This window comes from Sphingobacterium sp. 1.A.4 (assembly GCF_002734245.1).
Classification (GTDB): Bacteria; Bacteroidota; Bacteroidia; order Sphingobacteriales; family Sphingobacteriaceae; genus Sphingobacterium; species Sphingobacterium tenebrionis.
This window is the reverse complement of the sequence record NZ_PEAZ01000057.1, coordinates 15,591-37,556: the sequence shown is the minus strand read 5'-3', so window position 1 is coordinate 37,556 and position 21,966 is coordinate 15,591. Positions and strand designations below refer to the sequence as shown.

The following is a 21,966-nucleotide window of genomic DNA, read 5'->3' as shown; positions in this document are numbered from 1 at the left end:
AATAATCCTTTGAACAATCAATACCTGTTACCATCTTTGTATACCATTTTTGTGGATTACAGCAGCTCTTATCATAACTTATCAATCGTAAAAACAGGCTCCTGGCCTAATGAACTGTCCAAGTTTATGATAGGAATAAGAGAGGGGGATTAACATTGCGAAGGGTCTCTCAAGGACCAATGACGATTAAAAATCTTACTCCCTCTCTCGCTGTATCCTAAATGAAATACAAAATTATATTCTGTTTCTTTAATTCCTATAACTTCCCTACAAACTTACGATGACGGGTAAAGTTCCTCGCAATGACGGGTAATGTCGGGTTTAATATCTATTCATCAACCCATTCTATTCATTCATCAACCTAACAGCTGACAAATAAAAGAATCCAGTACCATTATTATTATTCTCTCCTGCTGTTACAGTAACCGTAATCTTACCATTCGCATCAGGTTTAACTCCCTTAGCCACAACAATTTTATTGGTATTACTTGAAGTATTCAAACTAACAGAAACCTCATTCGTACCTTTACTGATATACTTAGTTTCCCGATTATCAGAAACACTTCCACGTGAACCAAAGAACGAAAGATTATAAGTCAAGCTTTTATCCAGCCCGGAAATTTCAAATACCGATTGCTTGATGGTCATTCCTCCAAATGCCCCTTTCGAATTTCCGAAATAAGAATATTTCGAAACATTACTAGGCATGTTCAATGGAGTTACCGTAGTTGTTGGTCCATCTGCATTCACGCCATTAAAACGTTCGGTGATGGATAATTTCATACCTGTATAAGACCCAAGACTGTCTTTCAATCCTACGGATGTTCCAGCAAGGAATGAACTGATTTGGTTCCATCTTTCTGAAGCTGCATTATTACCGAAATCCAATAATACCGCACTGGCCAAAGGACCACCCGATCCACCTTGGAAATCCGTCATGGTGGTAACTTCAAAAGGCTTTAATACCGCAAAATGAGCTGCATTTTGAGCAATACTTGCTTCAAAAGCTGATACGGCCTCTGGTTTATAGGTCATGCCTACGGAAGATTGTCCAAAAAGAGTTTCGAACCAAGTACAAGCGGCCAAATACCTCCCCAAAGGAATTTTTAAATGGTAACCATCTCTTGTCCAATCATCACCAATAACAGAAGTACGTCCATTTTGAATGGCTGTTCCTGAAGGAACAATGATATCAATAGGCACAATATCCTTCACTTTTTGGGATACATTGAGAATTGCCTCATACATTTTCATTTGATCTTTATCGTAATTTGCAAATCCTGAATGGGTAGAGGTCTTCGCATATGCCCACGTTTGATGATAGATGTATTTGACGTTTTGGTTCAACACATTTTCTTTTACATAGTTAAATACCACAGGTAAGGAATTCTGAATGGTTTCCAATTGACCAGAATTTTGGCTGACCTGTTGAAAAGAAACATAATCCCAATGTTCATCCTTTAAAGCGGTCAGGATGGAAACTTTTGGATAATTTTTCTTGGTTCCATCCAAGGAAATTTTTCTATACTCATAAGAGGAAGCATTCCTTTCCACATTGCTTTGATGCAATTCCATGGATGCTGCCCCGATATACAGATTTCCTATGATAACCTGTTTGCCACTTTCTTTCGCCAATTGGTATAAATGTTCTTCTACAGCATCTTCAGAAAAGCTGTTACCGATAGCTAATATTCGAATGACACCATCGTTTGACCCACCTTGTATTCCAGTAAGATCTGTAGGAGGGATGTCATTCGGATTCCCATCACGTTTACAGGAAACGACTACTGTTAAGAGGACCAAAACTGCTAAGCAGTATTTGATCTGTTGAAATATTGTGTTCATTGTAATTTGCATTTAATTAGAAATGGGATTAATAACCAGGGTTTTGCGTCAAAACACCTTTACTTAAATCAATCTGTGTTAATGGAATTGGCAATAACACATCCCTTAAATTGGAAAAGTTTGTTTTTCCAGCAGCGTGTAATGCGGTTTGTGCTGTTCCCCACCTTACCAAATCAAAGAAACGATCATGTTCCATCGCTAATTCAATACGGCGTTCATGACGAATCCTATCTCTTAAGGTAGCTTGGTCTGTAGCCGTAACATCCGCCAATACCCCAGCTGCAGCACCTCGACGTGCTCTAGCACGGATTTCATTCAACGCTGTTCTCGCTTCATCCGTTTTTCCCAATTCATTGGCAGCCTCTGCATACATTAAAACAACATCAGCATAACGGAGAATACGAACATTGATCCACCAACCACCTCTACTAATGGTATTTCTTAAGCTTGGAGAACCTAAAACTTTATGGTTATATCTTGGGTTCGGAACATCAGAAGGGTAAATCGGCATATTCTCACCAAACACAGTTTTGTTGGTCGTTGTGGTGGTACTTGAATAAAGTATTGTTCTTTCCTTACGAGGATCTCCAGGCTCATAAGCCGCTTCTAGAGCCTCACTTGGGGTATTCCATCCCCAACCTAAATTCCAGTTCCCAGCACCTCGAACCCCTTGAATACTGGCATATTGTATCCCATTATCCTGAGTTACAGAAGGTGAGGCGGTAGCTTGGATTTCAAACACCGATTCGGAGCTGTTTTCACCCTCTTCTGAGAAGATCTTACTGTAATCTGTATCTAAGTTATAACGCCCAGAAGTTCGCACTGCGTTTGCCGCATCGTAGGCCTGTTGCCATTTCTTTTGTGTGATATAAACCTTGGCTAACATTCCATTCGCTGCGCCACGGGTCACGCGACCAATGAATTGAGAGTCCCAGGTGTCCGGGAGATACTGAATGGCGAAATTCAGATCCTCTTCTATAAAGGCATAGATTTCAGCTGCAGTGCTTTGAGGTACATTGCTTTGGCTAGCTGCATCTTCAAATAAGCGGTCTATTTTAGGAACGCGTCCAAAAAACCTCACTAGATTAAAGTAGGCGTAAGCCCTTAAAAATCTTACTTCCGCTTTTCCTTGAAGTTTTAAGGCCTCATCAGCAACAACAGTGGTATTACTGTCGATTTCTTTTAAAGCTGTATTACATTTGGTGATCAAGCCATAATGTCCTGTCCAAAGGGCATTAGCACGCCCAGAGTTTGTTTGCACAGGGAAATTATCCATAGCAATGACATCGGCACCACCATCAGATGCTGTACTCCCTTTGTCGGCATCATCCGAACGAATGGAGGTAGCATTTATAAAACCATCTACATGTACGCTATAGGATCTTAAGTCTTTATAAGCACCGAAAATATACTGGTCATAAGGACTACCACCTGTAGGCCAAGGATAATTATCTTCGGTATAGGATCCCTGCGGTTGAGTATCTAAGAATTTTGAACAACTGCTAAATAGGAAAGCAGTTGTACAAAGTGTTATTGCGATTTTTATATAATTTTTCATAATATTTCACATTTAGGAATTAAAAATTCAAGTTGACCCCAAAAGTATAAGTCGATGGTACGGGGTATGAACCATTATCTAAACCACCTGCAATAATGCTGGAAATAGCAGCTTCAGGGGAATATCCCGTAACCTTACTCCAAGTTTTTAAGTTCTGCGCATTTACGAATACACGTGCCTTTTTGATAAAGGAATTTCCTAATAGGCGTTCCCCGAAATTATAGCCCAATTGAACGGTTCTCAATCGGAAATAATCCCCTGGTTCTAAGAAATAGGTGCTGAATTTGAAGTTGTTACCACGACTGTTGTCAACGATTGGCTCCACATTACTGGTTCCTGGGCCAGTCCATGCATCCAATCGGTTGGTTTCGTAATTTAATGGTGCGAAAGTATTGGTTTTACGGATCGCATATATTTTATTGCCCGCTACACCTGCACCTTCTATCTGAAGATCAAATCCTTTATATCCCAAGGTAAAATTGGCTCCAAAGTTATGTGGAGGGAATGGGGTACCAAGATAGGTTCTGTCATTGTCATCGATTATGCCATCACCATTGGTATCTTCAAAAATGATATCTCCAGGTAAGGAATTGTTCCAAGCTGGTTTACTTGTAATTTCATTCGCTGTTTGATAGATCCCCAATTGTTTGAATCCGTAAAAGTATCCGATAGAATGACCGGTTTCAGTTCGATTAGCACCATTGTTTCCTAAAATCTGGAAATTTATATTATCACCAATGGAATTTACCACATTCTTGTTGTAACTGTAGTTAACATTCAGACCGTATTTCCAATCTCCAAAGGAGTTGTTCCAACCCATAGAGGCTTCAATACCACGGTTGGTGATCTTACCTAAATTTGTAAAATAGGAGCGTGTTTCATTTGGTAATGGAACTGCAGTTAGGATATCAGTGGTAGTTCTATCGTAAAGATTGATTTCAGTGCTCAATTTATTGTTGAAAGCTTTGATTTCCAAACCTAGATCCATTCCTCGAACGATTTCCCAGTGAAGGTTTGGATCGGGAATGTAGGCCGCTTGTAAGGCTGTATATACATTATCGCCAAAAATGGCTGTATTACCATTGGATAGGCCAGGAAGATAAATATTATCGGCAATACCATTGGAATTTCCGATCTTACCCCAAGCAAAACGCAATTTCATAAAATTGATTTTCTCTACATTGGAGAAGAATTCTTCCTCTGATACCACCCAACCCACACCTACGGAACCGAAAGTTCCCCAACGGTTTTTAGGAGCAAATTTGGATGATCCATCCCGACGGACAGTTGCATTCAATAAGTATTTATTTTGGTAGGCATAACTAGCTCTTAAAAATCCACCAACCAAGGTGTTTTTTGCTCCACCACCAGAATAAGATCCATCAGGATTGGTCTGTTGGTTAATAATGTTCAGATACCATAAATCAGGATTGTCAGGAACATTATTGGTGGTATCTCTACGAGAACCTCTTAATGAGGTATTATCATTATATACCGTTGTAAAACCAGCAACTGCACTTAAACGATGGTCGTCGTTAAAGGTTTCCTCAAAGGTAAGCGTATGATCCTGTTGGAATCTTCTAAACTCTTCCGAAGATTGGCTAACCGCTGTTTTCTGCATATCATCATAAAACAATTGGTTGGCTCCGCCAAATTCTCCAAAATACATGAAATTGTAGGGTAATGGGGTATATCCTCTGGAATTGTTGAAGCCTAAATCGGTATAAACGGTGGATTTCCATTTTAAGCTTTCCAATATCTTAATTTCTGCAAATAAACTACCGACAAAACGATAACCTCTGGTAAGATTTTTACCATCCAATCTATTCAACGTTGCAATTGGATTACCTACCTGCGCACGTTGAAAACTCGGCATGGCATTATAAGTGTTTTCATCAAACATCACATCTACCACCGGTGCTGCCCATAGGGCATTAGTCACAGAAACATTCGTCGGGTTCATCTTCCAGTAACTTCCGGATAGATCACCACCTACTTTAATACGTTCTGAAACGATTATTTCTTGATTTAAACGGCCAGTAAAGCGATCATAACTACCATTGCGAATAACTCCATCCTGTTTGCTATAACCCAAACTGATATGGGTAGACGATTTCTCGCCAGAATTGGAGATACTTAGGTTATTATTGCTGTTGAACGCAGTTTTTAAGATAAGATCTTGCCAGTTGGTATTGGCAGAATAATTTGTGTAATCAAAAGGAACTTCTTTATTGTTCGCTCGTTCCATATCATACAATTTCTTAAATCCCTCGGCATCCGTAACGGAAATACGATCCTGCACCTGGTTAAATCCATACGACCCAGAAAAAGTTACGTTGGTTTGTCCACGTGCAGCCTTTTTCAACGTGACTGCGATTACACCATTGGCGCCTCTTAACCCATAAATGGCGATGGAAGAAGGGTCTTTCAGAACATCCATTGATTCGATGTCCTGCGGACTGATGAAGTCGATATTGTCGTGTAGTACCCCATCAACCACATATAATGGATTGGAATTGTTGGTGGAGTTTACCCCACGGATACGAACTGTAGGCGCTCCACCAGGAGTTCCGGAATTACTGATGGTCAAACCAGCCACTTTTCCTTGTAAAGAACTGATTGGATTGCTGTTCGGCATATTGGCGATTTCTTCCCCTTTAACCTGCGCAATGGAACCCGTTAGGTCCACTTTTCGCTGGGTACCATATCCAACAACCACCACCTCTTCGATGTTTTCATCTGTACTTTCCAAAAAAATGGTGATTTCGGTCTGGTTTCCTACCACGACAGATTGGGCAGTGTATCCCAAATAGGCTACTTGAAGGGTATCGGTAGGGGAGGCAGAGATAGTAAATTTTCCAATCTCATTGGTTTGGGTAGCTGAAACCTTGCCCTTTACCGATACTGTAGCTCCGGCAATGCCTGCTAAAGTACTCGCGTCTTTAACAGTACCGGTGATTGTGCCCTGAGCGTAAATGAAATTCACGCAGAACACAAAACATAGTAAAGTAAATAAATGCTTCATGTAATTTCGATTTATATTGGTGTCCAAATAGTTTGTTTAAAACTTTAACAAATATTAAGATGTATATGTTTGATTCCAAATTTATTATTTACACATTACTACATCAGGTGTATGTCAATATCTCATTGAACTATGTTTTGATTCGTAAAATAATGAAAAACAATATTTTAAATAAATAAGTTACCACACAAATCAACATCCTTAGTGTTTAATTTACACATCGATTGTTGTGTAGTAATGATGTAGTGAATTAACAAAGAAAGGCCATGAACTTCATGACCTTTCTATATGGATTTAGGATTATTTATGTAGTCGGAAAATTTCTCACGCAACGAACATTGATCGCATCTTTTACATTTAGGGTTGCTTTAATGATGTCACCTGTAGTTGCTGTACTGTTGGAAGAATAAACTTGCGCTTTAAATTTTGGTGAGCTTCCAGAATTCGCTGTTATTTTGAGGTAGGCATAACCATTTGCCACAGCTAATCTATAATAACCTTCACCAATTTGCCTGTTCGCATTAACTTGCGGAATACTGGTTGGCTCCATAACATATTCAGGAGTAGCACCTGAGGTGTATTTTGCATATCCTTTCATTTCAAATGAAATGCGATCTGTCCAATCATCTGCTGTTCCATCCTTTATATTCACCACTACGATTAATTTACCTGGATCAGTTCCTGATGCGGAAACAAAGGTGTGGCTAATCCTTCCTGTATTTGCATATTGATTGAAGTAAGTGGCAAAGGCAACTCCTTGAGCTATGGTTGGGGTTCTCCAGCGATCGTTTAATACTGATCCATTCGGTTGGAGACCATTACAAGGGTCTTGTGTTGTTGTGGTAGTTTCAGTCGCCAATGGATATGGCGCATTAAAAGGATAGTATGTAGAACCAAAATTATTTACTTGTTGACCATAGCTTGGGGTAGGTGTTGTTACTCCATAAGGTTTTAAACTGCTGGCATAGGTAATAGAAGTACCTTCATGATTTCTATGTTGCCATCTTGTAAACCCATCTAAATTGGTAAATCCTTGGGATTTGTCATAATATAGGTCACCTCTGGACCAATTTACATCCCCTGTGTTTGAAGTGCCTGGAACCTTAATACCCAAATCAAAGGGAACAACTCTTAATCTGGAGGACATCCCCTTATCGATCCTAATTTTGTCTGTAAATGTTTTATTGTAAATCCTTGGAGCTGCTGGTCGATCCAAAATTAACCAAGGTTCAACCGTATAGGTGAAATCATTTATATATTCATTATTTCCTCCAGGTACTGTAAAAATAAAACCATGGTAGGAAGTTACAGGGTAATTTACGGCATATGCATAATTGCTTAATGCATTGACATAAACAGGGGTAGTTACTTTTGATTTGCTTGTAAAAGTTCCAGAAAGCAAATTAAATACACCCTGCTCGATTACATTTGCATGTACTCGGATATAAGGTCTAGAAGCATCCTGGCTTAGAAATTTGGCAAGATCGGCTTTTGCAGCGAATCCTCCGGTCAATACACTCATTTCAACCATAGCCATCATGTGTTTAAAGGTAATCTTTACTTTTGTTTCTGGAATATTACCGGCATCAACGCCTGTAGTAAATGTTCCGAAGGCATAAAGAAAATCCTCATTCATTACATTAAGGCTGGGGTTATTTTTATTGGCAGTAGGAATTGGAGCTAAAGGAAGCGAAGAATAGTAGGAGTAGGAAAACCACTTATAGGTTGTCCCTTGTTTAAGTTTGGTCGTAGTCGGTGGTGCAATACTCCCGGCCGTACCATCCAGTTCATCTATGAAATTATTGTTCTGATCATAGATCATCACTCGAAATTTCACACCATTTGTTAATTGTCGACCGCCAGGAATGGGTGCGGCAGGAAAATAATTGTCTGGATATTCAGGTGCCACCGCTATATTTCCATTTTGTTGGGTTTTTCCGCTCGTTTTGATCTTTTCATTTAAGTTCACGCCAAGTTCTTCTTTCCAAACCGCAAATTCAACATCGTCATCCTTATATTGTTGAACATCAACTAAGTTATAACTAATATTAGATTTTTGTATACTAGATTTTTTTCCTAAAGGATCATCGCCATTTTCAGGATTATCTATATAGGTATCTGTATCCACATCAAAAGAAACTTTGAGGCCATCGGCGCCGATGGGCTCATTTACATCTTTTTGGCAACTAAAAAGTCCACAAACTGCTAGGAAACAGAGCGTTTTTAAAGTATATACTTTCATAAATTGAATTTTATTAATAATAAATGGTCAATACTACCAATCCTCGATGTGCGTAGGATTATCTTGTTCCGAATTGGGATTTAAATTCCAAGGATCAACATCCGGGGAGGCTTCATTATTTGGTCCGATAAAATTGGCTCTTGCAGAGCCGGTTGCTATGCTGTTTTCTATTGCAATTTCATAATATTGCAAGTCAGGACTTGAATACTTTTTTTTCATATAGATAGATGCGTTAGTGTGATATATAAATTTTCGTTTTACATAAACGTTAAAATTTAACCGCAAGGTAATATTTATATGTACGTATTAATAACCTAAAGTGTAGTTGAAATTGATAATGTGGCTAAAATATTACAAAATATAAGATGTTTGTTGAAACATTTATATTTTTCATGCCAATAAATTATCAAAATGAAAATGTTTAAACAATTAATTATAGATTTATAATATTATTTGTTAAAACATATATGGAAAAACGTGATTTACCAGATTAGGGAATTTTACCTATCTTAGGAATACTTGAAATCAACCCGAATGAAAAATATTTATTTGTTAATCAGTTTCTTCATGTTATCCTTCAATTCATCCGCACAGACTAAAATTGAAATTTTTGACCCTTCATTTTTGGAGCTTATTGATTCCACCTCACAACTTGAGTTACTTGCCGATGGTATGAAATGGGCAGAGGGACCAGTTTGGGATGGGAAAAATAATCGATTGCTGTTTAGTGATCCAGCTTTGAATACGATTTTTAGTTGGGATGAAAAAAATGGTAAAGAAGTATTTCTTCATCCCTCTGGTTTTGACGGAGATGGACACTATAGTGATGAACCTGGAACAAATGGCTTATTGATTAACAAGATTGGGAAATTGATTGCATGTGATCATGGTAATCGTCGGATTGCGGTTATTGATCTGGATAATAAAACAAAAAATTTGTTTGCTGGCAACTGGGATGGAAAGCGTTTTAACTCGCCCAATGATATCTGCGAAAATCCCTCAGGATATTATTTTTTTACTGATCCACCATATGGATTACCGCATCGGGAAAAGGATACCTTGAATAAGGAAATTCCTTTTAATGGGGTTTATTGTCTTGCTGACGATGGTAGGGTAAGCCTTTTGATAGATCATCTCGATCGTCCAAATGGAATAGCACTTTCGCCTAAAGCTGAACAGCTTTTTGTAGCCTTGAGTGATGGAAATAATCCATATATAATGCGCTATGTATTAAAAGGTAAGAGTATTCAAGGTGAAGGAACAGTATTCTTTGATTTTAAGAAGAATTTTCCAAATGAATCGATGGCTGCAGATGGTATCAAGATCAATAAGCAGGGTGATGTATTTGCAGCGGCAGGTAAAAGTATTGTGGTAATTAATAAACATGGTGATCTTATTGGAAGGATCCATACCGGAGATCCAACGGCAAATTGTGCGTTTGGGGATGATGGGTATTTGTATATTACAGCTAAGGATAAATTGATGCGGGTTAAATTAAAGAGCCTAGATTAATCCAAGAAAGTAATTCTTATTGAAAAATTTTATATTTGAATAACAATCAAATACATCTAAACCTATGAAAACAACCCTCTTAACCACCGTATTGTTATTTCTTTATGTCCTGTGCTTTGCTCAGGTAAAAATTGAAGTTACTTGCAACCATCCAGATTGGAATTATCTACTGAATGAAGAAGTTACCTTTAGCTATAAGATAACAGGAGCTGAAGACCTTAAAGGACCATTGGAAATCAACTATCAAATTGGGGAAGAGAAAATGCCACCTTTAAAAATTGGAAAGATCAAAGATTTTGAAGGTACTATAAAAGGAGGAACAATGACAAAACCAGGATTCTTACGTTGTACGATTCTTGGAACTGGGGCGGGTAAAACAATAAAAGGGATGGCGACTGCGGCTTTTGAAGCACAAAAAATTCAGCCTACAGTTAAACTACCTGCAGATTTTGAATCTTTTTGGTCCAATGCGATCGCTGATGCCCGGAAGATACCTTTAGATCCAATAATGACAGAGATACCTGAGCAATCTAACGAAAAAGTCAAGGTTTATGCCATTAATTTTCAGAATAATATGAAGGATGGACGCTTATATGGCGTACTTACTGTACCTAATAAGGAGGGGAAGTTCCCCGCGGTTTTATTAGTTCCTGGAGCTGGTATTAGACCATATAATGCAAATAAGGATTTTGAAAATGAAGATATTATAACCTTAAACATGGGTATTCATGGTATACCAGTTGATTTACCCAAGGAACTATACAGCAGTTTGGTTAAAGCCTCGCTTTTTGAATACCCTTTCATGAATTTAAATAGTAAAGATCATTACTATTATAAAAGAGTGTATGTTGGCTGTGTTAAGGCAGTTGATTTTATCTTTGGATTGGATAAATTCAACGGTCAGGATGTGGCTGTAAGTGGAGGTAGTCAAGGTGGAGCGCTTGCGATAGTTACGGCTGCACTCGATCCTAGAATTAAATATTTGAGAAGTAATTATCCAGCATTATGCGATTTGACAGGATATTTAAACCAAAGGGCAGGAGGCTGGCCTCATATCCTAAATCAGCAAAATGCCCCACGTTATCAAGCTGAAAAATATATCGATAATCTCGCATATTATGATGTGGTTAATTTCGCGAGATTCGTAAAGGTTCCTGGATTCTATACTTGGGGATATAATGATGAAACTTGTCCACCGACTTCCTATTATTCCGCTTTCAATATGATCACTGCTCCAAAGGAATTATTGGTGAAAAAAGAAACCGGTCATAATACCCTACCAGAACAGCATCAGGCACAGGTAAAATGGTTAGCCGAAAGGTTGAACAAGAAGAACTAATGAATTTAAGAGGTCTTTAATTGGTTTTCAAAACTAAGAAAGACCTCTTTTACCAATTGGATCAATTCCTGTTTTTCGTTCTCTTGAATAGGAAGTTCATTCAAATGCCTTCTGAAATCCTGCCAATTATCCATCCCTTTTTCTCCATCTCCCATAAAAAATGATAAAGACTGATCAATCCCTCTTTTTTCAAGCATTTTTGCAATATAGGGACCACCCAAAGCAGATCCTTCTAATACATATATAGCGCTTAATGCCTCTTTTAAAGAGGAAATGTCTGGATGGTTTATTGGACTTATTGCTGGAGCTTCCGACCCCATACTCATTAAATCATCCATAATTTTAAGGGACCTTTGGTAGTTGGGTTTGTGGGGATAATTTCCTTCCTCCAAATATGGAAGACTAGCGTCTTCTATGGATTTGTAAAAACGGTAAAAATCCAATAATAGCATTTTATATGCATCCAGATTATTTACATTTTTTATCCGTTGTATGACGGTTTTCTCCACTTGTTGATGGATAGCAAGGGTTTCTTTTTTAAGAATATCGGCAAAATTACTCATGGAATGTTTTATCAATCGTATAATCAGGGAAAAATATTACTATTTCGGTTCCAACTCCTAAGTTACTTTCAATGGAAATTTTTAGGTTCAGTTTATCGACTATCCTTTTTACAATGGCCATTCCGACTCCGGATCCTTCAAAGCCAGCGGAATTGGACATGCGTTTAAAAATTTCATACACTGTTTCCAACTCGCTTTTCTTGATACCGATTCCATTGTCTATTACTTTATAGTTCACTCCATTGTCTAATTGCTCGGATGAAATGGAAACTGTCGGGTTTTTGCTCTTGGAAGAATATTTAATGGCATTACCTATGATATTGACAAATAACTGGTAAACCAGCGTCTTTTCTCCATAAACAGGCAATAATTCACCAAAAGACACATTTAACCCCCCAGAGCTATACCGCTCTCTGGCAATTTCTACAATTTCTTTAATGAATTTATCGGTACTAATTAATGCAGGTTGATAATCAAATACACTGGCTTTTGAAAAGCTGTGGATCTTATCGAGCATATTAACGATATTATTAACGCCATCCAAGATATTCTGCGTCATTTTTTTCTTTAAACCGTCTGGTACGGAATCTCTAACACTCAAGAATTCTCCCGAAAGCTTAATGGCAGTAAGCGGGTTTTTCAAATCATGGCTAATGGTATAGGCATAGGTATCTAACGCATTGTTCATTTCTATCAACTGCTCATTGAGGGCAGCAATTCGAGAAGCCTTCTTTAACATTCCCTGTTGAAGTACGTCCTTGATTCGTTGAAGAAACAGCACTTCTCTTTGGGTCCATTTTATGGCTGATCCTTTCACTTCCTCCATATACAATTGAAAAGAAGTTCGTGGAGAAGGCTTTAACACCTGGTCGGCTTCATCCAATACAAAATCCTTTTCCGGTTTTCCTGCCCATTTTTTAATCACTGGTGTTTCCTTTCGGAACCAGATCAATGTAAACCCTAATGGACCTTCAATTGGCAGAAAGGCTATTCCTGGAAAATCTTCAAAAAACAGACTGGAATCCATATTGGAATATTTATCATGAAGATTGCTCAAATAAATATCCTTAAGTTCCGATTTCACGGAAGAGATAAAATTAGAGATCGATGATTTCCCAGGTGTTTCTCCAAAGGTCATTATTTCGTCCCCTTGAATAATAGCTATTCCATCACTGATCATAGCTTCCATCAGTTGGGGCATGATCGGTTCTAGGTCTCTAAAAACATTGTTTTTTAAATAAATAGCCTCTTTAATCTGACTTTCTAATTTCTGAGATTCACCCAGATAGGTGAGTTTTTCCTCATGCTCTAGATATTGAAACCTCGACGCTGCATAATGGGTTAGGGTGAAAGCTAGATTCCTTCGTTGAAGGTCTACATGTAATGGCATTTCGTTTTGACAACATACCAATCCCCAGAGCTTTCCTTTTACGATGATTGAAATACTTAGACTTGATCGAAATCCACCATTTCTTAAATATTGAAGATGGATAGGGGAAAGGGACCTGATCCCAACCCTTTGCAAATCGATTTCTTGACCAATATCGATCATATGATTAGGCGCTACATCCGTGTCTACAATAAAACGAATGTGGTTTTTGTTATATAACGCTCTTGCTTGCTGGGGGATATCGAATTCTGGATAATGAAAACCTAAGAAAGAAGATAATGACTTATCCTTCAGATGCTCGGCAACCACAATGCCGCTGCTATCCTCTAAAAATTGATAGATCATCACTCTATCAAAGCCCATTAATTCTCCTAAAATATCACTTAGATCTTGCCAAAGGGAATCCTGGGATTGTGAAATCTTTTGAAGGTAGGAATTAAAAGATAAATTGAGATTTCCTTGTTTATTATGCTTAACCTCAAATTCCAAGTAAAGTAACCCATTGGTCCAGTACATGGATAAGTAAAACTCTTGATCCTCCACGACGAATTCTTGGGAGAATCGATGAGGATTCTCAGCTTGGTTCTGCTCAGAAAGTTCATCAAAAGCATGTTGGATTTTTTCAAATGGAAGTCGAAGAATTCCCTGGATGTTTTTATCTAGCCAATCCCCCTCATGAAAAACCTTATTTAAAGGCTCAATAACTTGACTATGGGTTTTGACTTTCAAATCCTTGTCGAGGATTATCAATATCCCGTAAGGTTGTATCAGTCCTAAAAGATGAATCTGTTCATCTTCACATTTATTAGAAATTTTATTCATTGAAGTCAAGCTATTTTAAGATATAATTACTGGAAAAATGGATCTAAATCCATGAATTTTTATTATGGAATTAGATTTTTTTGTTAATGTGAAGTAATTATAATTTGTGATGCAATTTACCTAATTAAATATAGAAAACAGCTTAATAATTGTTTTATTTTATTTCTTCCATTAGAACGCTGTTTAAGTGATTTTATATAGAATTATTTAATATTTTAATAACGCAAATATAAATTAGTGTGCCTTGTTATTCGCTGATTAAAAAACCAATTTTAGGTTGAATTATTTAAAATCAAATTGTTATGCTCCATAATGATCTTTTGAAGCTCCGAAGATTACTTGAGGATATATTAAAAGTCCTACTTAGAACCATGAATCTCTACGAAAATCGGTTAATTCCCTCCGAAGTCCAGCAGGTAAACCCAGAAATCTCACAGCCTATGCAAGTAGAATTATTGGGTACCCAGGAAGTTCTGAAACTGTTAAATATCAGTGAGAGCACTTATTATCGATTGGTAAAGAACGGTTCCCTTATCCCTACTAAAATTGGAAGCCGCCATTATTATAGGAAGAATGATTTGGATACCATTTTTGAGTTATTCCGTAGAAAAAAAATGAGTACAAAAAAAAGAGTGCATTTGCACTCTTTCTTCTTATTTCTCGATTTCTTTCAAACTGGACATTTTTTTGTATTCTAAAAATCCTTTGATGTCTTCGAAATGTTCCCTAACCCGTTTATTTCCAAATTCAAACACTTTTTTTGCCAAACCATCCAAGAAATCACGATCATGGGAAACTAGAATCAAGGTGCCATCAAAATCCTGAAGAGCATCCTTGATGATATCCTTGGTTTTCATATCCAAATGATTGGTAGGCTCATCCAGAATCAACACATTAACAGGTTCCAACAATAATTTGATCATAGCTAAACGGGTCTTTTCTCCTCCAGATAATACCTTTACCTTTTTGGTGGTATCATCTCCGCTGAACATAAAAGCACCCAGTAGGTCCTTTATTTTTACCCTTACATCACCAACTGCAATCTGATCAATCGTTTCGAATACGGTCAGCTCTTCATCCAGTAAGGAGGCTTGATTTTGGGCGAAATAACCAATTTTTGCATTATGGCCAACTTTTAAACTCCCTTCAAAATCAATTTCTCCCATGATCGCTTTAATCATGGTTGATTTTCCTTCTCCATTTTTACCTACAAAAGCTACTTTTTCACCTCTTTCGATCACCATATTTGCTTTTTCAAAAACTAGATGATCACCATAGGATTTCGTTAGGTCTTCTACCATTACAGGATAAGTTCCTGATCTTGGGGAAGGAGGGAATTTCAATCGCAATGCGGAAGTGTCGACCTCATCAATTTGTATGATCTCCAGTTTTTCCAGCATTTTCACGCGTGATTGAACTTGTAAAGTTTTAGAGTAAGTACCTTTAAAGCGGTCTATGAATTCTTGATTATCAGCTATAAATCGCTGCTGTTCTTCATACGCTTTGATCTGGTGTTGCCTACGCTCTTTACGTAACTCAAGGTAATGGCTGTATTTAGCCTTATAATCGTAGATTTTACCCATAGTTACCTCGATCGTTCTATTGGTGATGTTATCAACAAAAGCACGGTCGTGGGAAATCACCATAACTGCTTTAGCCTGTGTTACCAGAAAATCTTCGAGCCATTGGATACTTTCGATATCCATATGGTTGGTAGGCTCATCGAGTAGGATAAGGTCTGGTTTCTTTAGGAGTATTTTTGCCAGTTCGATACGCATTCTCCATCCTCCAGAAAATTCAGAAGTTTGACGGTTGAAATCCGATCTTTCAAATCCAAGGCCTTTTAATACCTTTTCAATTTCAGCATCATAATTCGTTTCTTCCAAGGAATAGAATTTTTCACTCAATTCGGAAACCCGCTCGATCAATTTCATGTAATCGTCCGATTCATAGTCCGTCCGTACATTCAATTGTTCGTTAAGTTCATTTAATTCCTTCTCCATGCTGTTCTGCTCATCAAAAGCTTTAGCTGTTTCTTCAAAAACAGTTAAGCCGTCCTGAGTCAGTAAATGTTGCGGAAGGTAAGCAATAACAGCATCTTTGGGTCCTGTGACATTTCCTGTTGTAGGTTTTCCGACTCCAGCAATAATTTTTAATAAAGTAGATTTTCCAGCGCCATTTTTACCCATTAAGGCAATTTTATCATTTTCATTGATAGAGAATGAAACGTCTGAAAATAAAGTGGTTCCTCCAAAGGAAACGGATATATTATTTACATTAAACACTTGTAGGCAATTTTAATAAGTTGCAAAGATAATGTAACTTTATTAACCTAATAAATTATCATGAAAATAAACCTATTCATTTTTTCCATTCTCTTTTTGAGTTCAGGCTTTGTATTTGGCCAATTAAAATACGCAAATGACAAGATCAAAACTGGCGCTGACCAAACAGAACTTTATATTCCTCAATTAAAAGGTAAAAGGGTTGCTCTGATTGCCAATCAAACGAGCATTATTGGTAAGACCCATTTATTGGATAGCCTGGTTAAAAGAGGGATAAATGTGGTAAAAGTATTTGGCCCGGAACACGGTTTTAGAGGGAATGCCAGTAATGGTACCGAGGTCGGTGATGAAGTTGATAAGGGAACTGGGGTAAAGATCATTTCTTTATATGGCGCCAAAAAGAAACCATCTAAGGAAGATTTAGCTGATGTGGATGTCTTGATCTATGATATTCAGGACGTAGGATGTAGGTTTTATACCAATATTAATATTTTGAGGGATGTGATGGAATCTGCAGCACAATATGGAAAGGAAATGCTGATTCTCGATCGTCCAAATCCTAATGCCTATTTTGTAGATGGCCCCATTCTGGACATGAAAAACAAATCGGGAATAGGCCAATTTCCTATTCCAATAGTCCATGGATTAACCGTTGCGGAGTTTGCCCAGATGGCAAATGGGGAAGGTTGGCTGGAAAACAACTTGAAGGTAAAATTAAGGGTCATTAAAAATGCAAACTACAAACATGATATGTTGTATAAACTGCCTATCTATCCATCACCGAATCTAAATACCCCAGAAAGTATCTTATTATATCCTAGCACCTGTCTTTTTGAAGGGGTTTCACTCAATCATGGTCGGGGAACAGATTATGCTTTTACGGTAGTGGGCGGACCAATGTATAAAGGGGTTTATAACTTCCATTATACACCGGTTTCTATGCCTGGTCGAGCGGAAGACCCCTTGTACCAAGATCAAGTTTGTTATGGCTTGGACCTACGCCAAACAGACCTGGAAGAATTGGTGAAATCGAAAAAAATTAACCTGGAATGGATGATGGAACTCTATGCAAAACATCCCAACAAGGAACGATTCTTCGACCGATCCATTCATCGTCAAATTGGTAATATCGATTATTTGGCTGGTGTATCTGAATTTAAGGAGCAGATTAAAGCAGGTTTATCTGAAGAAGAGATTAGAAAGAGCTGGGAACCTGGGCTTTCCGCTTACAAGAAAATGCGTAAGAAATATCTTTTGTACAAATAAAGAAATATAGCTTTTACTAATAAAGAGCTACAAAAAATAAATAGCATGAAACATTAAGTGTTTTTTTTTGAAAGTAGAAGTATGGTGAATTTAATTTTTCCATACTTTTATTTTTTAATCACACGTTTTTATGATGCATAGCATGCTCCCAATGGTATTGGTCATGGTATTATTGATTGTAATACTGACTATTTGGGCTAACAAATTGAAGATCGCCTATCCGATATTATTGGTGGTCGCCGGACTTTTGACCTATTTTATCCCAGGTCTTCCAGTTATCAAAATCGATCCCGATCTCATATTTTTCATCTTTCTACCACCCTTATTATTTGAGGCTGCATGGACAATCTCCTTTAAGGAAATGAAAAAATGGTGGCGGATTATTGGAAGTTTCGCTTTTCTGGTGGTTTTCTTTTCTGCCTTGTTGGTGGCATTGGTTTCCAATCAGATGATCCCGGGATTCTCCATTGCCTTAGGATTTGTGCTAGGAGGGATAGTATCACCTCCAGATGCTGTAAGCACTGGGGCAATTACCAAATTTGTGAAAATACCTAAATCCACGTCGACAATTCTGGAAGGAGAAAGCTTATTGAATGACGCTTCCTCCTTAATCATCTTTCGATTTGCATTGGTTGCCGTTGGAACCGGACAATTTATTATTCAAGAAGCAGCTGTTGACTTCCTATGGATGTTGTTTGGTGGTGTAGGGATAGGTATTCTGATCGCTTTGGTTTTTATGTGGATCCATAAATATTTCTCCACTGATGCCCCTTCTGATATTGCGCTGACTTTAATAGAACCTTATTTCATGTATTGGGTCGCCGAGCAATTCCATTGTTCCGGTGTGTTAGCTGTTGTTTCTGGGGGGTTATTTTTGTCTGCTAGACGGATGAGCTACTTAGCAAGTACAAGTAGGGTTAAAGGATATTCTGTATGGGAAAGTTTTACATTTATCTTGAACGGAATGGTGTTCTTGCTGATCGGATTAGAACTTCCGGAAATCGTAGCAGCTATTAAGTCTCATGGAATTCCTATTGGTACAGCTATGGGCTATGGGGTGATCGTTACGGTGGTGCTGATCCTTGCTAGAATTTTGAGCTCGTATGCTGCTATGTTTGCCACAGTTATTTTTAGACCAGCGGTTGCACACCAGAACCAATTCAGTAGAAGGCGCTGGTATTTGCCTATCATGTTAGGATGGACCGGTATGCGTGGGGTGGTATCCTTGGCAGCAGCCTTAGCCATCCCCTTAACATTGCCTTCGGGTGAACCTTTTCCCTATAGAAACCTCATCTTGTTCATTACCTTCGTGGTGATATTATTGACCCTTGTGGTACAAGGGCTTACCCTGCCTTATTTTATTAAAAGATTTAAAATATTTGAGGGACTTGAAGATGAGGAGCAGATAGCGCAAAATACCCGGTTGAAAATGAAAGTTGGTCTGAGACAGCATGTCTACCAACATGTTAAATCCAAATATGAAACCGAATATGCAGGCCATGCGGGTATGGAAAAGATATTGAAGCACTGGGAGGATCAGTCCAAAGTACAAGAGACCAATTGGATGGATGATATCAGTAAAAACATGCTGTTTGAGATTTTTCAAGTGCAACGGGAATACCTCGCAGAATTAAATAAAAGTGAAGAGTTTGATGAAGAGTTGATCAGGCATCAGATCTATCAAATCGATCTGGAAGAGGAAAGGTTGAAAGCTGTTTAGGATTATAATTTAACGATTTTATAATAAACAATTTTAAAGCTTTTCCTCAAATAAGCATAAATTACCTTGCATTTAAAAGCATGGAATATTATATTTGTTATCGTTAACAGGATTAACAATAACCCAATATAAACTATTCCATGTCAAAAACCTATTTCTACAATGGAGCAATAATTCTATCTGATTCCCAAATTTCTAATGGTTATGTATTGGTTGATGGAACTAAGATTTTAGATTTTGGTCATGGTGAAATAGCAGTTGAATCAGATACCGTCAAGATAAATTTGAATGGGAGATACCTTTCTCCTGGCTTTATCGATCTTCATGTACATGGTGGAGGTGGTTTTGATTTTATGGACGCAACATTAGAGGCGTTCTTAGGCATCGCAAATACTCATGTTCAATTTGGTACTACAGCCATGTGTCCAACCAGCCTTACTGCAGAATTATCTGGTATTTATGCAGTGTTGGACTGTTACGAAGAAGCAATAAAAAAGAATGATACAGGAGCAGCATTTCTTGGGATACACCTAGAAGGACCATATCTAGCATTAAGTCAAAGAGGAGCCCAAGACCCCAAATATATCCGTAATCCAGAACCAGAAGAGTATGAGGCTATTCTTGCTTACTCCTCTCACATCATTCGTTGGAGCGCAGCACCCGAACTCCCCGGAGCATTAAAATTTGCAGATTATTTAATAGAAAATGGCGTTTTACCATCTCTTGCTCATACCAATGCGATTTATGAAGAGGTCCTCGAAGGATTTAACCATGGATTCTCATTAGCTACACATTTTTATTCTGCGATGTCCGGAATAACTCGAAAAAATGCGCAACGTTTCGCCGGTACCATAGAAGCGGGATATCTAATCGATGACATGGATGTGGAAATCATTGGAGATGGAATCCATGTTCCACCACCATTATTAAAACTTATTTATAAGATAAAAGGCCCAGACAGGATCGCCTTGGTAACTGACGCAATGCGTGCAGCAGCTATGCCAGAAGGACAAAGTATACTTGGTCGGGAATCAGATGGATTACCTGTGATCGTGGAAGATGGTGTAGCAAAATTAATGGACAGATCAGCGTTTGCTGGAAGTGTGGCAACAGCCGATCAATTGATCAGAAATTATGTGCGATTGGGAGAGGTACCTTTAGTAGAAGCCATTAAAATGATGTCACAAACACCAGCACGTATATTGAATATACATCATCGTAAAGGAAAAATTGAAAAAGGCTATGATGCTGATCTGGTAATTCTAAATGAGGATTTGTTCGCAGAATTGACCATGGTTATGGGGGATATCAAATTTCAAAAATATAGTTAAGCAGGCATGAGTGAAAAGAAAAACTTACAAGGAGTAAAGGAGATTGCTAAACTTGCCAATGTTTCCATTGGAACAGTAGATCGGGTATTGCATAATAGACCTGGAGTTGCCAAAGCGACAAAGGAGCGTGTTCTTGCCATTCTGAATGAACATAATTATTCACCTAATCTGATCGGAAGAGCCCTTTCAAAACGTAAATTGATCACTTTGGCAGTTATGGTTCCTAAAAGTTCAGAAGAATCGGCTTTTTGGGATGCTCCTTTGAAAGGCATTCAACGTGCGGTCTCTGAATTAGAAATTTACCAAGTTAAATTGGAGTTATTTTTATATGATCAGAATGACCGTTTGAGTTTTATTGAAAAATTTGAAGAACTTAAAAAAGCAAAAGTAGATGGTTTAGTCTTGGCTCCAACTTTCCTAAAAGAATCGAAACAAGTATGTCTATACAGTGACGAAGAAAATATTCCCTATAATTTTATAAATTCCAATCTCGAAGGATGTAATAATCTAGCATATTACGGGCCAGATCTATTTCAGAGTGGAACACTAGCGGCTAGGTTAATAAGTTTATTAAATAAGCCAAATGAGGAGTTTTTAATAGTCCATGTTTCCAAAGAACTAGAAGAAGATCATCATATTCTTATTAAAGAAGAAGGAGTAAGATCATTTTTCAAGAAACATAATATTGAACAAAAAATGAAGCATCTAATTATATTAGGTACAGACTACAGCTATGTATCCAATAAATTAGAAACATACCTAAAATCATCTAACCCTAAAAGCATATTGGTTAGTAATTCACGAGTATCTACTATTGCAAGGTTTTTTGAGGAAAAGCAAATTTCAGGAATTAGATTAATTGGATTTGATTTTCTGCCAGAGAATGTGGAATACCTTCAGAAATCCACTATAGATTTTCTGATCTGTCATAAACCTCTCGAACAAGGCTATCAATCGATCATGTCTCTATTTGCTCAAGTTAATACCCAGAAAACACCACCTAAAATCAATTATTCTCCTCTGGATGTAATCTGCAAGGAAAATTACCAGTATTACCAAAACTAAATC

Annotated in this window: 15 protein-coding genes; 7 read left to right on the top strand and 8 right to left on the bottom strand. The window is 37.7% G+C overall.

Annotation, left to right across the window (positions count from 1 at the left end; translation table 11 throughout):
* Nucleotides 1–345 precede the first annotated feature (345 nt).
* The 5 genes from CRJ00_RS09775 to CRJ00_RS09755 all read right to left on the bottom strand — a co-directional run bounded on the left by CRJ00_RS09775 (nucleotide 346) and on the right by CRJ00_RS09755 (nucleotide 8,889).
* Complete coding sequence (locus CRJ00_RS09775; protein WP_099366692.1) at nucleotides 346–1,845, bottom strand: DUF4886 domain-containing protein; 1,500 nt, start codon at nucleotides 1,843–1,845, stop codon at nucleotides 346–348.
* A 28-nt stretch (nucleotides 1,846–1,873) separates the two neighbouring features.
* The gene (locus CRJ00_RS09770) at nucleotides 1,874–3,403 is read right to left on the bottom strand and encodes a RagB/SusD family nutrient uptake outer membrane protein (protein ID WP_099366691.1); all 1,530 of its coding nucleotides are present in this window, start codon (nucleotides 3,401–3,403) and stop codon (nucleotides 1,874–1,876) included.
* 19 nt (nucleotides 3,404–3,422) lie between these two features.
* Complete coding sequence (locus tag CRJ00_RS09765) at nucleotides 3,423–6,428, bottom strand: SusC/RagA family TonB-linked outer membrane protein (RefSeq protein ID WP_099366690.1); 3,006 nt, start codon at nucleotides 6,426–6,428, stop codon at nucleotides 3,423–3,425.
* 304 nt (nucleotides 6,429–6,732) lie between these two features.
* On the bottom strand, nucleotides 6,733–8,670 hold the full coding sequence (locus tag CRJ00_RS09760; protein WP_099366689.1) for a hypothetical protein: 1,938 nt from the start codon (nucleotides 8,668–8,670) through the stop codon (nucleotides 6,733–6,735).
* Between the two features lie 33 nt (nucleotides 8,671–8,703).
* Nucleotides 8,704–8,889 carry a hypothetical protein gene (locus tag CRJ00_RS09755; RefSeq protein ID WP_099366688.1) on the bottom strand — a complete coding sequence of 62 codons (186 nt, stop codon included), beginning with the start codon at nucleotides 8,887–8,889 and terminating at the stop codon, nucleotides 8,704–8,706.
* A gap of 315 nt (nucleotides 8,890–9,204) precedes the next feature.
* On the opposite strand from CRJ00_RS09755, the gene CRJ00_RS09750 reads away from it, so the two are divergent.
* Nucleotides 9,205–10,182, top strand: coding sequence for an SMP-30/gluconolactonase/LRE family protein (locus CRJ00_RS09750; protein ID WP_099366687.1), 978 nt, complete (start codon nucleotides 9,205–9,207; stop codon nucleotides 10,180–10,182).
* A gap of 64 nt (nucleotides 10,183–10,246) precedes the next feature.
* A complete protein-coding gene (locus CRJ00_RS09745) occupies nucleotides 10,247–11,521 on the top strand; it encodes an acetylxylan esterase (protein ID WP_099366686.1) in 1,275 nt (424 codons plus the stop codon).
* 5 nt (nucleotides 11,522–11,526) lie between these two features.
* On the opposite strand, the gene CRJ00_RS09740 is transcribed toward CRJ00_RS09745, so the two are convergent.
* Both CRJ00_RS09740 and CRJ00_RS09735 read right to left on the bottom strand, forming a co-directional pair.
* On the bottom strand, nucleotides 11,527–12,084 hold the full coding sequence (locus tag CRJ00_RS09740) for a biliverdin-producing heme oxygenase (RefSeq protein WP_099366685.1): 558 nt from the start codon (nucleotides 12,082–12,084) through the stop codon (nucleotides 11,527–11,529).
* On the bottom strand, nucleotides 12,077–14,296 hold the full coding sequence (locus CRJ00_RS09735; protein ID WP_099366684.1) for an ATP-binding protein: 2,220 nt from the start codon (nucleotides 14,294–14,296) through the stop codon (nucleotides 12,077–12,079). Before CRJ00_RS09735 ends, CRJ00_RS09740 begins: the two co-directional genes overlap by 8 nt.
* 302 nt (nucleotides 14,297–14,598) lie before the next feature.
* Between CRJ00_RS09735 and CRJ00_RS19360 the strand changes: the two genes are divergently transcribed.
* Nucleotides 14,599–14,994: a helix-turn-helix domain-containing protein gene (locus CRJ00_RS19360; protein WP_099366683.1), complete on the top strand. Its 396-nt coding sequence runs from the start codon at nucleotides 14,599–14,601 to the stop codon at nucleotides 14,992–14,994.
* On the opposite strand, the gene CRJ00_RS09725 is transcribed toward CRJ00_RS19360, so the two are convergent.
* Entirely contained in the window at nucleotides 14,950–16,581 is a 1,632-nt protein-coding gene (locus CRJ00_RS09725) for an ABC-F family ATP-binding cassette domain-containing protein (RefSeq protein WP_099366682.1), read from the bottom strand. The two genes, CRJ00_RS19360 and CRJ00_RS09725, sit on opposite strands and share 45 nt — an antisense overlap.
* Before the next feature lie 60 nt (nucleotides 16,582–16,641).
* Between CRJ00_RS09725 and CRJ00_RS09720 the strand changes: the two genes are divergently transcribed.
* The 4 genes from CRJ00_RS09720 (at nucleotide 16,642) to CRJ00_RS09705 (ending at nucleotide 21,963) form a co-directional block, all read left to right on the top strand.
* On the top strand, nucleotides 16,642–17,847 hold the full coding sequence (locus CRJ00_RS09720) for an exo-beta-N-acetylmuramidase NamZ family protein (protein ID WP_099366681.1): 1,206 nt from the start codon (nucleotides 16,642–16,644) through the stop codon (nucleotides 17,845–17,847).
* Nucleotides 17,848–17,977: 130 nt separating this feature from the next.
* Entirely contained in the window at nucleotides 17,978–19,567 is a 1,590-nt protein-coding gene (locus tag CRJ00_RS09715; RefSeq protein ID WP_306473108.1) for a Na+/H+ antiporter, read from the top strand.
* Nucleotides 19,568–19,707: 140 nt separating this feature from the next.
* Nucleotides 19,708–20,898, top strand: coding sequence for an N-acetylglucosamine-6-phosphate deacetylase (gene nagA / locus CRJ00_RS09710; RefSeq protein ID WP_099366680.1), 1,191 nt, complete (start codon nucleotides 19,708–19,710; stop codon nucleotides 20,896–20,898).
* Between the two features lie 6 nt (nucleotides 20,899–20,904).
* Nucleotides 20,905–21,963 carry a LacI family DNA-binding transcriptional regulator gene (locus CRJ00_RS09705; protein WP_099366679.1) on the top strand — a complete coding sequence of 353 codons (1,059 nt, stop codon included), beginning with the start codon at nucleotides 20,905–20,907 and terminating at the stop codon, nucleotides 21,961–21,963.
* Nucleotides 21,964–21,966 lie beyond the last annotated feature (3 nt).

Excerpts from the sequence above, each read along its gene's own strand:
- CRJ00_RS09775 (WP_099366692.1), bottom strand. The coding sequence starts at position 1,845 with ATGAACACAATATTTCAACAGATCAAATACTGCTTAGCAGTTTTGGTC.
- CRJ00_RS09770 (WP_099366691.1), bottom strand. The coding sequence starts at position 3,403 with ATGAAAAATTATATAAAAATCGCAATAACACTTTGTACAACTGCTTTC.
- CRJ00_RS09765 (WP_099366690.1), bottom strand. The coding sequence starts at position 6,428 with ATGAAGCATTTATTTACTTTACTATGTTTTGTGTTCTGCGTGAATTTC.
- CRJ00_RS09760 (WP_099366689.1), bottom strand. The coding sequence starts at position 8,670 with ATGAAAGTATATACTTTAAAAACGCTCTGTTTCCTAGCAGTTTGTGGA.
- CRJ00_RS09755 (WP_099366688.1), bottom strand. The coding sequence starts at position 8,889 with ATGAAAAAAAAGTATTCAAGTCCTGACTTGCAATATTATGAAATTGCA.
- CRJ00_RS09750 (WP_099366687.1), top strand. The coding sequence starts at position 9,205 with ATGAAAAATATTTATTTGTTAATCAGTTTCTTCATGTTATCCTTCAAT.
- CRJ00_RS09745 (WP_099366686.1), top strand. The coding sequence starts at position 10,247 with ATGAAAACAACCCTCTTAACCACCGTATTGTTATTTCTTTATGTCCTG.
- CRJ00_RS09740 (WP_099366685.1), bottom strand. The coding sequence starts at position 12,084 with ATGAGTAATTTTGCCGATATTCTTAAAAAAGAAACCCTTGCTATCCAT.
- CRJ00_RS09735 (WP_099366684.1), bottom strand. The coding sequence starts at position 14,296 with ATGAATAAAATTTCTAATAAATGTGAAGATGAACAGATTCATCTTTTA.
- CRJ00_RS19360 (WP_099366683.1), top strand. The coding sequence starts at position 14,599 with ATGCTCCATAATGATCTTTTGAAGCTCCGAAGATTACTTGAGGATATA.
- CRJ00_RS09720 (WP_099366681.1), top strand. The coding sequence starts at position 16,642 with ATGAAAATAAACCTATTCATTTTTTCCATTCTCTTTTTGAGTTCAGGC.
- CRJ00_RS09715 (WP_306473108.1), top strand. The coding sequence starts at position 17,978 with ATGATGCATAGCATGCTCCCAATGGTATTGGTCATGGTATTATTGATT.
- nagA (WP_099366680.1), top strand. The coding sequence starts at position 19,708 with ATGTCAAAAACCTATTTCTACAATGGAGCAATAATTCTATCTGATTCC.
- CRJ00_RS09705 (WP_099366679.1), top strand. The coding sequence starts at position 20,905 with ATGAGTGAAAAGAAAAACTTACAAGGAGTAAAGGAGATTGCTAAACTT.